This is a genomic window from Arthrobacter sp. AFG20 (assembly GCF_002892795.1).
In the GTDB taxonomy this organism is placed as follows: Bacteria; Actinomycetota; Actinomycetes; order Actinomycetales; family Micrococcaceae; genus Arthrobacter.
The window spans coordinates 158,947-172,759 of sequence record NZ_PJMC01000006.1; the positions used below are offsets into that span (position 1 = coordinate 158,947).

12 protein-coding genes are annotated in these 13,813 nt (G+C 67.6%); 3 read left to right on the top strand and 9 right to left on the bottom strand.

Annotation, left to right across the window (positions count from 1 at the left end; genetic code table 11):
• Positions 1-18 precede the first annotated feature (18 nt).
• A complete protein-coding gene (locus CXZ05_RS09505) occupies positions 19-1,737 on the bottom strand; it encodes a DUF349 domain-containing protein (RefSeq protein WP_102972350.1) in 1,719 nt (572 codons plus the stop codon).
• Positions 1,738-1,809: 72 nt separating this feature from the next.
• The gene (locus tag CXZ05_RS09510) at positions 1,810-2,622 is read right to left on the bottom strand and encodes a peptidylprolyl isomerase (protein ID WP_102972351.1); all 813 of its coding nucleotides are present in this window, start codon (positions 2,620-2,622) and stop codon (positions 1,810-1,812) included.
• A gap of 257 nt (positions 2,623-2,879) precedes the next feature.
• Between CXZ05_RS09510 and hisS the strand changes: the two genes are divergently transcribed.
• Positions 2,880-4,235 (top strand): histidine--tRNA ligase, encoded by a 1,356-nt coding sequence (gene hisS, locus CXZ05_RS09515; protein ID WP_102972352.1) that lies wholly within the window; start codon positions 2,880-2,882, stop codon positions 4,233-4,235.
• A 39-nt stretch (positions 4,236-4,274) separates the two neighbouring features.
• Here hisS and CXZ05_RS09520 read toward each other — a convergent pair whose 3' ends face one another.
• On the bottom strand, positions 4,275-5,558 hold the full coding sequence (locus CXZ05_RS09520; protein WP_102972353.1) for an APC family permease: 1,284 nt from the start codon (positions 5,556-5,558) through the stop codon (positions 4,275-4,277).
• A 99-nt stretch (positions 5,559-5,657) separates the two neighbouring features.
• Here CXZ05_RS09520 and aspS point away from each other — a divergent pair, with 99 nt between their 5' ends.
• Positions 5,658-7,445 (top strand): aspartate--tRNA ligase, encoded by a 1,788-nt coding sequence (aspS, locus tag CXZ05_RS09525; RefSeq protein WP_102972354.1) that lies wholly within the window; start codon positions 5,658-5,660, stop codon positions 7,443-7,445.
• 145 nt (positions 7,446-7,590) lie between these two features.
• Positions 7,591-8,373 (top strand): GNAT family N-acetyltransferase, encoded by a 783-nt coding sequence (locus CXZ05_RS09530; RefSeq protein ID WP_374754645.1) that lies wholly within the window; start codon positions 7,591-7,593, stop codon positions 8,371-8,373.
• A 100-nt stretch (positions 8,374-8,473) separates the two neighbouring features.
• Here the strand turns inward: CXZ05_RS09530 and CXZ05_RS23090 are convergent, their stop codons facing one another.
• The 6 genes from CXZ05_RS23090 to CXZ05_RS09555 all read right to left on the bottom strand — a co-directional run bounded on the left by CXZ05_RS23090 (position 8,474) and on the right by CXZ05_RS09555 (position 13,811).
• Positions 8,474-8,611: a hypothetical protein gene (locus tag CXZ05_RS23090; protein ID WP_180987339.1), complete on the bottom strand. Its 138-nt coding sequence runs from the start codon at positions 8,609-8,611 to the stop codon at positions 8,474-8,476.
• A 10-nt stretch (positions 8,612-8,621) separates the two neighbouring features.
• On the bottom strand, positions 8,622-10,043 hold the full coding sequence (locus CXZ05_RS09535; RefSeq protein WP_102972356.1) for an MFS transporter: 1,422 nt from the start codon (positions 10,041-10,043) through the stop codon (positions 8,622-8,624).
• 10 nt (positions 10,044-10,053) lie between these two features.
• Positions 10,054-10,383, bottom strand: coding sequence for a Dabb family protein (locus CXZ05_RS09540; protein WP_102972425.1), 330 nt, complete (start codon positions 10,381-10,383; stop codon positions 10,054-10,056).
• A gap of 1 nt (position 10,384) precedes the next feature.
• Positions 10,385-12,085, bottom strand: coding sequence for an FAD-dependent oxidoreductase (locus tag CXZ05_RS09545; protein WP_258006519.1), 1,701 nt, complete (start codon positions 12,083-12,085; stop codon positions 10,385-10,387).
• Between the two features lie 72 nt (positions 12,086-12,157).
• Positions 12,158-12,919: an SDR family NAD(P)-dependent oxidoreductase gene (locus tag CXZ05_RS09550; RefSeq protein ID WP_219726542.1), complete on the bottom strand. Its 762-nt coding sequence runs from the start codon at positions 12,917-12,919 to the stop codon at positions 12,158-12,160.
• A 106-nt stretch (positions 12,920-13,025) separates the two neighbouring features.
• Positions 13,026-13,811, bottom strand: coding sequence for an IclR family transcriptional regulator (locus tag CXZ05_RS09555; RefSeq protein ID WP_102972357.1), 786 nt, complete (start codon positions 13,809-13,811; stop codon positions 13,026-13,028).
• Between the last annotated feature and the right edge of the window lie 2 nt (positions 13,812-13,813).

Consider the following 13,813-nt stretch of genomic DNA (forward strand, 5'->3'; position numbering starts at 1 on the left):
GCCTGCAATGGCTGTTGCCTAGGAGAGCTCGCTAGCCGAACGCTGAATCTGGTCAAGCCATGCCTGGCGGGCTTCCAAGGCTTCCCGGGCGGCTTTGATCTTGCGCTGGTCGCCCTTCTTCTCTGCCTCGGCCAGGTCATCCTTCAGGCCGGCGATCGCGGATTCGAGCTGGCTCAAGGCGCTGTTGGTGCGGGCCTTGGTCTCCGGGTTGGAGCGCTGCCACTTCTCGTCCTCGGCCTGGCGCACTGCATCCTCGATCCGGCGCAGCCCGGCTTCGATCCGGCCCATGTCCGCACGCGGGACTTTGCCTGCCTCTTCCCAGCGGTCGTGAATGGACTGCAGGGCCTTCTTGGCGGCGGCGATGTCCTTGACCGGAACGATGCCGGATGCCTCCTCGAGGAGCGCCTCCTTGACCGACAGGTTCGCAGCGTATTCCTGGTCGATCTCGTCGTTGGCAGCCTGGCGGGAGCTGAAGAAGACGTCCTGCGCGGCTCGGAACCGGGCCCACAGTGCGTCGTCATCCTTGCGGCTGGCACGCGGCGATGCTTTCCACTCGTCCATCAGCCGGCGGTATTCTCCGGCGGCGAAGCCCCAGTCAGTGGACGTCGAGAGTGCCTCGGCCTCGGCAATCAGCTTCTCCTTGGCCGACTTCGCAGCCGAGTTGTTGCTGTCCAGCTGGGAGAAGTAGGCGCGGCGGTGCCGGTCGAAAACGGTCCTGGCGGCGCGGAAACGCTTCCACAGGGCGTCCTCATTGCTGCGGCCCAGCCGTACCCCGTTCTTCTGCGCGGTCTTCCAGCTTTCGAACAGCTCGTTCATGCGTGCGCTGGACGTCTTCCACTGAACCTGGGCCGGGTCGGTTCCGGAGATGGCCTCGGCCTCGGCCACAATGGCCTCACGGGCGGCCAGCTCGGCGGCGCGGACGGCGTCGTGCTGCGCCTTTTCCGCCTTCTCCAGCTCGGTGATCTGGGTGGACAGGGTGTCCAGCCGGCTCTCAGCGGACCGGATGTCGCCCACCATGTTGCGTTCAGCGAGCTGCTCCCGCAGGTGCGTCACGGTCTTCTGCATGTCAGTGGTGGGGGCCTTCGAGGCCACGCGCTGTTCCAGCAGGACAACCTGGGCGACGATGTCGTCATACTTCCGCGCAAAGTAGGCAAGTGCCTCGTCGTTGCTGACGTCCGGGTACTGACCGACCGGGTGCTCTTCGCCGTCGATGGTCAGGAAGACGTGGCCGTCGCCCTCCACCCGGCCCCAGCGGGCAGCTTCGGCCAGCGACGTGGAAGGCGGTGCCTGCACCGGAGCCGCTGTGGCGGCCGGACCTGTTTTGGGGCGAGCAGCAAACGCGGCGGGCGTCGGCGCGGGCCGGGGTGCCGGCGTCGGACGCGGTGATGGTGCCGGGCTGGCTGCCGGATTTTCCTGCACAGCCTCCGGCTGTGGGCTGGCGGCGTCCTCCGTTGTGGCAGTGGCCTCGGCCGGGGCGGCGTCCTCCGCCGGAGCAGAGGCCTCGGCCGGGGCGGCGTACTCCGCCGGAGCGGTGTCCTCCTGCACAGCCTCGGGCTGCGGGCTTTCCTGCGTGGCGTCGGGCTGTGCCGCATCCCCGGGCTGTACTGCCTCGTCGGCCTGCGTCGCCTGCACGGGCTCGGCCGCTTCCACGGACTGTGCTCCATCCACGGTCTCGGGGGAAGCCTGGACCTCGGTCACTTCGGCTGCTGTTTCGTCGGATTTCTGACTGTCTGTCACCGCTAAAAGTCTTTCGCTTGGAGGAAAATACTCATTCACAAGTCGCCGGTGGCCACTGGCGCCACAAGGTTCCTACTTCAGAGAAAATGAGTCTATCGTGACTGGTTCCGCCGGTGCGCCGTCCGTGTCACTTTCGCCCGTCTTAAGACCTGCCGCCGCAATCTTGGTGACGGTGTCCAGGCCAGAGGTCACCTTGCCCACGATGGTGTAGCCGCCGGCGGAGTCGGCGGGAATGGCCGTGTCCTTGTAGACGATGAAGAACTGAGTGCCGTTGCCGTAGGCGTTGTTGCCCGTACGGGCCACCGCGATGGTGCCGGCGGGATACTGGTTGTCTGCCGGCGTGTTCTCCAGTGGGCCCCAGACGTAGTTGGGGTCGCCCTTGCCATCGCCGGTCTTGGAGCCGCACTGCAGGACGCCGAAGTTGTCGCCAGTGGTGAGGCGGTGGCAGCTGACGCCCTTGTAGTAGCCCTGGTCGGCCAGGGACTTGAATACCGCGGCTGCTTGTGGGGCTTTGGTGCCGTCCAGTTGCACGCCCAGTGTGCCCCTGTTCAGCTTCAGTTCGCCGGTGAACGTCTTGCCGGCCGCCGTCGCGGGCTTGGGGATGTTCGCCGCATTGGTCTGGGACGCCGACGGAGCGGGGGAAGCGGATGCGGACGACGTCGCCAGGTCCGCCTCGGCGGCGGCGAATTCCGCTTCGGTCGGGTTCCCGGCAAACACCGTCAGTTGAAGCACGACGGCGAGTATCACCGCTGCCGCTCCCGCACCTCCCGCTATCAGGTTGTCCCGCTTGCGGCGCTTCTCCTGATCACGGCGAAGCTCGCGTTTGGCCTCCATCTGCTGGATGCGCCTCTTGGCTTCGCGTGTTTCGCGTGGACTGGCCGCCACGGGTCCTCCTCATTGATCGTCACCGCCGGACCGGGCTGCCCCTGAAGGCATCCCCGGCTGCAGATTGCGCTGCAGCAGCCCGCCAATGCCCGGCCCCCGCATTAGAGATGCAGGCGCCGAAAGCATAAACTGACTGCCGCACATAAGTTTATGCAGAACAGGCTGGACTCCCGCCGCTGCCGCCGCCGTTTGGTTCACATGTCGAGCGGAACAAGGCGCAGCGGCTCCGCCTTCGTTACCTGAGGAGAAACTCCACCATGGCACGCACCGCCTCCCTGTCCGGATTCCCCGAGTGGCTTCCTGAGGAGCGGCTGGTGGAGCAGCATGTCCTGGACTCGCTGCGCCGCACCTTTGAACTGCACGGCTTTTCTTCCATTGAGACCCGCGCCGTCGAAACCGTGGGCCAGCTGCTCCGCAAGGGCGAGATCGACAAAGAGGTATACGGGCTGAGCCGGCTCCAGGACGACGAGGGGGAGGAATCGGGGAAGGGCAAGCACGATCCGCACGCCCTGGCACTGCACTTTGACCTCACAGTGCCCTTCGCCCGGTACGTCGTGGAAAACGCCGGCTATTTGGCCTTCCCGTTCCGCCGCTACCAGATCCAGAAGGTCTGGCGCGGGGAACGCCCGCAGGAAGGGCGCGCCCGCGAATTCACCCAGGCGGACATTGACGTGGTGGGCGACGGCGAGCTGCCTTTCCGCTACGACGTCGAGATCGCCCTGGTCATTGCGGAGGCGCTTGGTGCGCTACCGATTCCGGAGTTCCGGCTGCGCATCAACAACAGGAAGCTCGCGGAGGGCTTCTACCGCGGCATCGGCCTGACCGACACCGCCGGAGTGCTGCGCAGCATTGACAAGCTGGAGAAGATCGGCCCGGACAAGGTGGCCGGGCTGCTCAAGTCCGAGCTCGGTGCCACCGACGAACAGGCACAGGCGGCGCTGAATCTTGCCGGCATCAAGACCGAGGACACGTCCTTCGTGGCGCAGGTCCGTTCGCTCGGGGTCAGCAACGACCTCCTTGAGGAGGGCCTGAACGAACTCGAACAGGTGATCGAGGCCGCCGTGAAGCGGGTTCCGGGCAAGGTGGTAGCGGACCTGAGCATCGCCCGCGGACTGGACTACTACACCGGAACCGTTGTGGAGACCGTCCTGGTCGGCCACGAGCAGCTCGGATCGATCTGCTCCGGCGGCCGCTACGACGCCCTGGCGAGCAAGGGAAACCGGAAGTTCCCCGGCGTCGGGCTGTCCATCGGCGTGACCCGGCTCGTCTCACGCATCCTCAGCCAGGACCTGGCCAAGGCCTCCCGTTCCGTGCCCACGGCAGTGTTCGTGGCGCTTACCTCGGACGAGAGCTGGGGCGAAGCGCAGGACGTGGCCACGGAGCTGCGCAGCCGCGGCATCGCTGCCGAGGTTGCCGCCAAGGCCGAGAAGTTCGGCAAGCAGATCAAGTTCGCGGACCGCCGCGGCATCCCCTTCGTCTGGTTCACGGACGAGGACGGCAAGCACCAGGTGAAGGACATCCGGTCCGGCGAGCAGGTTGACGCTGATCCCGCGACGTGGACGCCGTCGGACGAGGACATCCGCGTCCAGGTCGCGGCCGCACCGGCAAGCTGATCACCGCCGCGCCGTCTTCTTGAGCTAGCGTTTCCCGAATCAGCGCAACCGCCGCTTCCGGAACCCTCGCTTCCGGAACGCAAGCACGACGGCGCGCCCGGCGAGTCCGGCGGCCATGACTGCCGCCATGCCAAGCACCGATGCCGCCGGCAGGGTGAAGGCGAGGACGAGGCAGCCGGCCAGCCCTGCGGCGTTGAGCCACTTGGGCGCGTGCCGGGGCCGGTCCCGAAGCGTGAATGCGGCGGCATTCGCCACGGCGTAATACAGCAGGACGCCGAAGCTGGAAAAGCCGACCACCGTCAGCACGTCCATGGTCAACAACAAGAGGACGACGACGGCGGCCACCGCCAGTTCGGCGGTTGCCGGCACCGGATGGCGTCCGCCGACCCTGGCCAGGGGACCGGGGAGGTCGCGTTCGCGGGCCATCGCCATGGCCGTGCGTCCCACGCCGGTGATGAGGGCCAGCAGAGCGCCGAGCGAGGCTGCGGCGGCACCTGCCTGGACCACGGGTGCCCCGGCGGCCAGCCGGGACTGTTCCACGGCGTCGAGCAGCGGCGCCGTCGAGGCGGCAAGTATCTGCACCGGAAGATGCGCCAGGAGCAGGACACCCAACAGCAGGTAGATGGCCAGGGCGGCCGCCAGGGCGCCGAGGACGGCGCGCGGAATGACGCGCTCCGGGTCCTTGACCTCCTCGCCGAGCGTGGCGATGCGGGCGTACCCGGCAAAGGCGAAGAACACCAGGCCAGCGGCGGGCAGAATGCCCCAGCCGTTGCCGGCCTGTCCGGAGACCGCGCCGGAAGCTGTCCCGCCGTCGGCAACATGCGGCCCCACGATGCTCGCCGCGGCCACGAACGCCAGCGTGGCCAGGACGATGGCGAGCAAAATGCGGGTCAGGAGGGCCGTCCGGGTGATGCCCAGCAGGTTTACCCCGGTCAGTGCGGCGACCGCTGCGATGGCCACGGCGGTGGCGTAACCGGGTGCAACGTACTGGCCGAAGGTCAGGGCCATGGCCGCGCAGGAAGCCGACTTGCCCGTCACGAAACCCCAGCCGGCGAGGAAACCGGGCCACTCGCCAAGCTGCTTGCGGCCGTAGATGTAGGTCCCGCCGCTTTGCGGATACCTTGCGGCGAGCTGGGCCGAGGCGACCGCGTTGCAGTACGCCACGGCACCGGCCAGCGCTATGGCCACGAGCAGCAGCCCTCCGGCCAGGCGGGCCGCCGGTGCGAAGACGACAAAAACGCCGGCGCCGAGCATGGATCCGAGCCCGATGGCTGTTGCGTCGGCCACACCCAGTCTTCGTTGCAGCTGCTGGTGCTTGGTCATGGCGGGGCAGGAACCTTTCAAACGGGTAAACTCGGACGGGATCGTTTCCGCAACGATCGTCTTTAAACTTCATTCTGTCTTCCTTCTGAAAGGAATGCTGTGCTGCGCACACATGACCTCGGATCCCTTCGTTCCGAGCACATTGGACAAACCGTAACCCTGGCTGGCTGGGTTGGCCGCCGTCGTGATCACGGTGGTGTCGCATTCGTCGATCTGCGTGACGCCTCCGGCGTGGCGCAGGTGGTGGTCCGTGAGGAAGAGGTCTTCCACGGGCTGCGCAACGAATACGTGCTCCAGGTGACCGGCACGGTCTCCAAGCGCCCGGAAGGCAACGAGAACGCCGCCCTGGCTACGGGCGAGGTGGAGGTCATGGCGGACAAGGTGGTCATCCTCAACACCGCCGACGCGCTGCCCTTCCAGATCGACGAGCACGTGGAAGTGGGGGAGGAGGCCCGGCTCAAGCACCGCTACCTGGACCTGCGCCGCCCCGGTCCCAGCCGCAACATCCGACTCCGGTCCGAGGCCAACCGCGTGGCCCGCGACCTGCTGCACGACGAAGGCTTCGTCGAAATCGAGACGCCCACCCTGACGCGTTCGACGCCGGAAGGCGCCCGTGACTTCCTGGTCCCGGCCCGCCTGGCGCCGGGTTCCTGGTACGCGCTGCCGCAGTCGCCGCAGCTGTTCAAGCAGCTCCTGCAGGTGGGCGGCTTCGAGAAGTACTACCAGATCGCCCGCTGCTACCGCGATGAGGACTTCCGCGCCGACCGCCAGCCCGAGTTCACCCAGCTCGACATCGAGGCCAGCTTCGTCGAGCAGGACGACATCATCCGGCTCGGCGAGAACATCGTGAAGGCCGTCTGGAACCTGATCGACGTCGAGATCCCCACGCCGATCCAGCGCATCACCTACGCGGATGCCATGGCCCGGTTCGGGTCGGACAAGCCCGACCTGCGGTTCGGCCAGGAGCTGACCGAGCTGACCGAGTTCTTCAAGGACACCAACTTCGGCGTCTTCAAGGCTCCCTACGTCGGCGCCGTCGTTATGCCCGGCGGTGCCTCGCAGGCTCGCCGTGCACTCGATGCCTGGCAGGAGTGGGCCAAGCAGCGCGGCGCCAAGGGCCTGGCCTACGTCCTCTACAAGGAGGACGGCGAGCTCGCAGGTCCCGTCGCCAAGAACCTCACGGAGACCGAACGCGCCGGCCTGGCCGACGCCGTTGGCGCCAAGCCCGGCGACTGCATCTTCTTCGCCGCCGGCGAGAAGACGCCGTCCCGTGCGCTGCTGGGCGCTGCCCGCGTTGAAATCGGGCACCGCACCGGCCTGATCGACCCCAGCGCGTGGGCTTTCTGCTGGGTGGTCGACGCTCCCATGTTCGAACCCGCCGCTGCCGCGGTGGCGTCGGGCGATGTGGCCGTCGGTACAGGCAAGTGGACCGCAGTGCACCACGCCTTCACCTCGCCGAAGCCGGAGTTCCTGGACAGCTTTGACCAGGACCCGGAGTCCGCGCTGTCCTACGCCTACGACATCGTGTGCAACGGCAACGAGATCGGCGGCGGATCCATCCGTATCCACGAACGCGAAGTGCAGGAGCGCGTCTTTGAGCTGATGGGCCTGGACAAGGCCGATGCCCAGACGAAGTTCGGCTTCCTGCTGGAGGGCTTCAAGTACGGTGCCCCGCCCCACGGCGGCATCGCCTTTGGCTGGGACCGCGTGGTGGCGCTCCTGGCAGGCGTGGACTCGATCCGCGACGTCATCGCCTTCCCGAAGTCCGGCGGCGGCCACGATCCTTTGACCGACGCCCCGGCGCCCATCACCGGGCAGCAGCGCAAGGAGGCCGGCGTCGACTTCAAGCCCGAGGCCAAGAAGCCCGAAGAGAAGAAGGCCGACTAGCCTCAACAAGCTGGTTGGCTGAACGCAGCAAGAGCTCCCCGGAAACGGGGAGCTCTTGCTCTTTACCGCACAGCTGCTCTTTACTGCACGGTTGCGGCGGATGGAGGATACCCGCGTGGAAGTGTTATCCGGTCTGGAAGCGTTGATGGATGCCGCCTGGCCCGCGCCCGAACGTCACGACACCGGCGAGTGGGTTCTCCGCGCCGCCGGTGGTGTAACGCAGCGGGCGAACTCAGTCTGGCCGCGGCTGGCTGCCGCAGACGACGCCGCCGCTGTCCGGGACGCCGCTTACTGGTACCGGCAGCGGCGGCTACCGGTGATCTACCAGATCTTCGACCACGACGGCGCCGCCCCGCTGAATGCCGTGCTGGACAGCCTGGGCTACACCAGGCAGTCGGAAACACTGGTCATGTCCCGGCCTGCGGAGCCGCAGGACAGTCTTTCGGTTAGTGCCGGCGTCGAAATCTCGGAGCATCCCTCGGCGGAATGGCTGGACCTGTGGTGGTCCGTGGACGGCCGCGGCGGCGCCGCGGAGATGGAGATTGCCCGTGAGATTCTCACCGGCTGCCCGGCGCTGTACGCCCTGGTGAGGGACGACGACGGCGGGCCGGCCGCCGTCGGACGCCTTGCCGTTGTTCACGGCTGGACTGCTGATCCCGGCGGGGCTGCTGGTCCTGGCGCGGCGGGCAGCTGGGGCGGGCTGTACTGCATGGCCACGAAGCCCGACTCCCGGCGCCGCGGCTACGCCACCCGGATCCAGCAGGCCCTGGTCCGTGCGGGTGCGGAGCGGGGACTGGCCGGCTACTGGCTGCTGGTGATGGCCTCGAACACCGCTGCCCGGGAGCTCTACACCCGGGCAGGTTTCCGTGAAGTGTCCCGCTATTACTACCGGCAGGAGCGGCCGCGGCGGGCCCTGACCGGCTGCTGAGCTGCCTCTACCCGCCGATACGACGGTGCCCTGCCCACACGACGTTGCACAACGTCTTGCGGGCAGGGAACCGTCGAAACGGAGCGGACGCTGTGGGCTGTTAGGGGGCTTCGGGCAGGTAGTGCAGGCCCATCCACGGGGCGGTGACCAGTTCGCCGGCCTCGACCGCTTGTGAGGGTGCCGCATGCGCCAGCTCGGAGGCGGACTCATCGGCGCCTTCGTTGTCGTGGGCGTTCATGCCGCGCAGGTTAGCGCACATCGACGGACGGCTGCCGCGGCGGTATTTGCCCTGCTGCTTCGGCCTGCCGCCGGCGAGTGATGCCCGCAAGGTACGGGCCGCCGAGTTCCCCGATGGGCGTGGCGGCAGTCTCCCGGGACCAGAACGCGGATCCGGCGGCAATGAGCATGCAGACGGTGCCGAACACGGCCACGGGCACCCAGCCCCATGCCCCGGGAGCCAGCAGCATCCCGGCGATCATCGGGCCAAAGCCGGCGAGGACCAGGCCGAACTGGTTCCCCAGTGCCATCCCGGAGTACCGGACAGGCGCTGCGAACTGTTCGGCGAAGAACGCCGGCCAGACGCCGTTGAAGCCCGAGTACAGCACCGTCATGTTCAGGAATGCGGCCAGGAACACCAGCACGATGTTGCCGGAGGAGAGCGCAAGGAAGTACAGGAAGATCGTGACGGAGCAGCCGATGGCGGCGGTGAGCAGGAGGGGGCGGCGGCCGATCCGGTCGGACAGCCTGGCCGCCAGCGGCATGGCGAACATGGACAGGCCGATGGCCACGGCGTTGACGGTCAGGATGGACGCCCGGTCGAACCCGGCGCCGGACGTGGCGTAGGCCAGTCCGAAGACCGTGAAGATGGTCTGCATCACGGACATGATGGACATTCCCGCCACGCGCAGCACATCGGGGGCCTGGAAGCGGAGCACTTCCTTGATGGGCATCGGGGCCACCTGGCGGCGTTCCTGGGCCTCCTCGAAGACCGGTGTTTCATCCAGGTGCGTGCGGACCCAGTAGGCGATGGCTAGGACCACGATGGAGAGCCAGAACGGGATGCGCCAGCCCCAGCTCATCATGGCCTCCCGGGGCAGTGACGTGACCGGGATGAAGACCAGGGTGGCCAGCACCATGCCGGACGCGTACCCGGTCATCACGAAGCTGGTGAAGAACCCGCGCCTGCCTTCGGGTGAGTGTTCCAGCGTCAGCGTGGAGGCACCGGCTGATTCCGCACCGGCGGAGAAGCCCTGTGCCAGCCGGCCCGCCACCAGCAGGATGGGGGCCCAGACACCGAGCTGTTCGTAGGTGGGCAGGAAACCGATGCCGAGGGACGCCAGGCCCATGATGCCGAGGGTCAGCAGCAGGATTTTCTTGCGGCCCAGTTTGTCGCCGAAGTGACCCATCACCAGTCCGCCGACTGGCCGCGCCACATATGCGACGCCGAAGGTGGCGAAGGCGCCGATCAGCCCGATGGCCGGGTCCGCGGACGGGAAGAACAGGTGGGGGAACACCAGGGCTGCCGCGGTGCCGTAGATGAAGAAGTCGTAGTACTCGAGGGTGCTGCCGAGGAAGGACGCCAGGGCGGCTTTGCGGGGCGTTTTCCGCGGGGCCTGCAGGGGAACCTGGAGCGGTGCCTGCGGTGCCTGCGGTGATGGGGTGGTGGTCACGGGAATCTCCTTAAGACTGCGTTGTCTCAGTGGGTGCCGGCGGGGTGTCCGGGAGGTGGAAATCCACCGCGAGGATCTGCCGGCTGTTGGGGAACGAGTACGCCTTCAGCGGCTCGTGGAGGGGGTGCGTGTTGTACACGGCGATGTCCTCGACACGTTCAAAGTCGGCCACGATGGCGTAGTCGAAGGAGCGTTCGGTGTTGAGGACGTCCGGCCCGTGGCTGAGGCTGAGCATGCCGGGGATCTTTCCGGCCATGTTGTTGAGCCCGTCAATCCAGGCCTGCCGGTCGGCTGGCGGGAAGTCGGACTTGAACTGGAAGAGCACCGTGTGCCGGATCATCTCAGGCACCCACCAGTTGCGTAGCAGGCTGGTCAGCCGAGCCGTCCTGATCCGTGCTGTCCTCGGGGGACCGGTACTCGGGGGACTGGCCGGCAAGGTTCCGCCCGGCGAGGTAGCCCATGGTCATGATGGGTCCAAGGGTGGCACCGGCTCCGGGGTAACCTGCCGCGTAGGCATTCTCGGTGGTGTTGCCGGCGGCGAACAGGCCCGGGATGGGGCGGTTGTCGACGTCGAGCACGCGGGCTGACCCGTCGGTGGCCACACCGCCATTGGTGCCGAAGGCGCCGTTCACCACCTCCAGTGCGTAGAAGGGCCCGGCCTCGAGCGGACCCAGCGAGGGGTTCGGCCACGGGCAGTCGGCGTCGCCCCAGTACTTGTCGTAGGCGCTTTCGCCGCGGCCGAAGTCGGGGTCCTCGCCCCTGGCCGCGAACCCGTTGAACCGGGCCACGGTGGCTTCCAGGTTTTCGGCCGGAACGTTGATCTTGGCGGCGAGGTCCGCCAAGGTGGGCGCCTCGACCAGGTAGTCCGGCGTCGGCTGGCCGGCGCGGTGGGCCAGGATTCCGTAGCGCTCCAGGTAGCCGTGGTCCACGATCACGTGCGCCGGGGTGTTCAGTGCGCGGTTGGCGGCGGAGTCCCAGGACTGCAGGCTGCGGGCGAGGTCGTTGTAGTTCTGCGACTCGTTGGCGAAGCGGCAGCCGTGCCGGTTCACCATGATGGATCCCGGGCCCTGCCGTTCGAACCGGAGCAGGGTGCCCACCGGCTGGCCGTCACGGGTGTCGCCGGTGACGGACATCGGCGCCCACCAGGCCTCCCGCGTGCCGCGGGTCTGGCCGCCGATGCGCTGCGACATGCGCAGCCCGTCGCCGGTGTTCGAGGGCGGGGAGCACATCGTGTAGAGCCGGGACGCGAGCATGGAGTCGGCCAGGGCCTTGTCCCATTCGAAGCCGCCGGTCGCGAGCACCACGCCGTCGCGGGCATGGAACCTTTCGCCTGTTTCGAGTTCGACGCCAGTCACCCGGCCTGCGTCGCTGAGCAGGCGGTGCCCGCGCGCCCAGGTGGCCAGCGTGGCGTTGTCGCGGACCAGGCTGGCGAGCAACATGGAAACGAGGGCCTGTCCCTTGGCCACGAGGCCGTCGTCCTGTCGGCGAGCCAGGTCGTCCCACGGGAACTTGGTGAAGGCGCCCCACTCCTCGTATTCCTGCATGGTGAACGGCGCACGTCCGTCACTGCGAACATGCTTCCGGAGGCCGCCCAGCGCTTCGGTGCTGTTGAACAGCTCGGGTTCCACGGTGCGGCCGCCTGTCACGGCGCCGGGGAGATCCTGCCGGTAATCGGGAAAGTTGTCGAGGAAGATGAAGCGGACGCCGCACTGCTCCTCGACGAAGCGGAGCATCTGGTCGCCATAGTTCAGCGCCGCGTCCAGCAGTTCCTCCCGGCCCCGGCCGCGGGCCACGGCGCGGACATACTGCGCGGCCGCAGCCTTGGAATCGGTGATTCCGGCCTTCCGTGCGTGGTGGTTATCCGCCACCCAGAGCATGCCGCCGGACACGGCGGAGGTACCGCCCAGGAGGTCACTCTTTTCGAGGACGACGACGGACTTGCCGGCCCGGGCGGCGGTGGCCGCCGCGGTGAGTGCTCCCGCACCGGAACCGACGACGACGACGTCGTAAGTGTCCGCGGAGGTGCCGTTGACGAATTTCATGGGGTGTTGCCTTTCAAAAGGAAGATGATGGGTGCTGCTGCAGTTATGGTGATGCTTAGTGGGGGGGCCGCGTCAGACGGCCGTGTAGCCGCCGTCGATGACGAGCTCTGAACCTGTGGTGAAGCGCGACTCGTCCGAGGCCAGGTAGAGCACGCCGTACGCGATCTCATCCGGTTCGCCCTGGCGGGGCAACGGGTTGGAGCCCACGAGCTGCTTGTAGTAGGCCTCGGGACCGATGTCCGACTGCTCGGCGGAGCGGCGGCTCATCCTGGTGTTCATGGACCCGGGATGAATGGAGTTCACGCGGATGCCGTAGCCGCCATAGGCCGCGGCGTCCGACTTGCTCAGGAGCCGCACGGCCCCCTTGGTGGCGTGGTACAGCGGAACGTTCCGGCCACCGGTGAGGCCGTGGATGGAGGAGAAGTTGACGATGCTGCCGGTGCCTTGTTCGATCATGCCGGGGACCACGTGCTTGGTCATCAGCCAGACGCCCTTGACGTTGACGTTGAAGATCGTGTCGAAGTCGGCCGTCGAAGCAGTGTGGGAGGCTCCTGCCGGGCCGATGATGCCGGCGGCGTTGACCAGGATGTCAGGGGTGCCCAGTTCGTCGCGGACCCGGCCGATAGCTTCGGTAACGCTGGCCTCGCTGGTGACGTCGACGTCGTAGTCTGTGATGTTTGCGTGGGCCGCGGCGGCGGGTATGCCGGCAACGTCCAGGCTGGCAACCTTCGCGCCGTGTTCGGCAAGGAGGGCGGCAGTGGCGCTGCCCAGGTCTCCGCGGCCGCCGGTGACAATGGCGGTCTTTCCGGCCACGCGCTTCTGGATGGGATTCATGTGGTGCTCCTCGTGGTCCTGCAGCCTCGTCGCTGCTTTCCAGCCAGCGTGGCAGGGGACCTGTGAGCGGAACCACACGATTACCGATGAACGGCAAAGACGGCTTTCAGTGGCTTTGCCGGAGCGTCCCCTTCAGTTCGCCCCGCCAGCCCAGGGCGCGGGAGATCCCGCGCGCGGCGGCCATCAGGACGGGCACCCGGGCAGACGCGTTCTCCTCGTTGCGCGGCACCACCACGCTGAGCGCGGCACGGACGGTGTTGTCCGGGCCGAACACCGGTACGGCGATGCCGCTGGATTCCGGCACGATCACCCCGGGCATGGCGGCGAAGCCGCGCTGCCGGATCTCGGCCAGGTGGCGCCGGAGCGCGGCCGGCTCGGTCAGTGTCGTCTCGGTGAACTTCGTCAGTGGCCGGGCCAGAAATGAGTCCTGGTACGCAGCGGGGGAGTGTGCCAGCAGCACCAGTCCCGAGGACGTGGCGTGGACCGGCAGCCTGCCGGCGATCTTGGTGATGTCCACGATGGTCCTGTCCGAGCCGAGCCGCTCGATGTACAGCACCTCGTCGGAGTCGAGGATGCCCAGCGTGGTGGAGTGCTGCACTACGGCCTGGACGTCCTCCATGAAGGGCAGGGCAGCCTCGCGCAGGCCCAGCATCTTGGAGCCCCGGGAAGCCAGTTCCCACATCCGCGTGCCGATGTGGATGTCCCCGCCGGGCTCGCGTTCCAGCAGCCGCTCGAGCAACAGGTCGTTGACCAGCCGGTAGGTGGTCGTCACCGGCAGGCCGGTGCGGCGCCCGAGCTCGGCAACGCTCATGGCGGGGTGCCGGTCATCGAAGGCGCTCACGATCTTGACGAAGCGGCCGATGATCGACTCGCCGGATGCGGAGTTGGCCACGG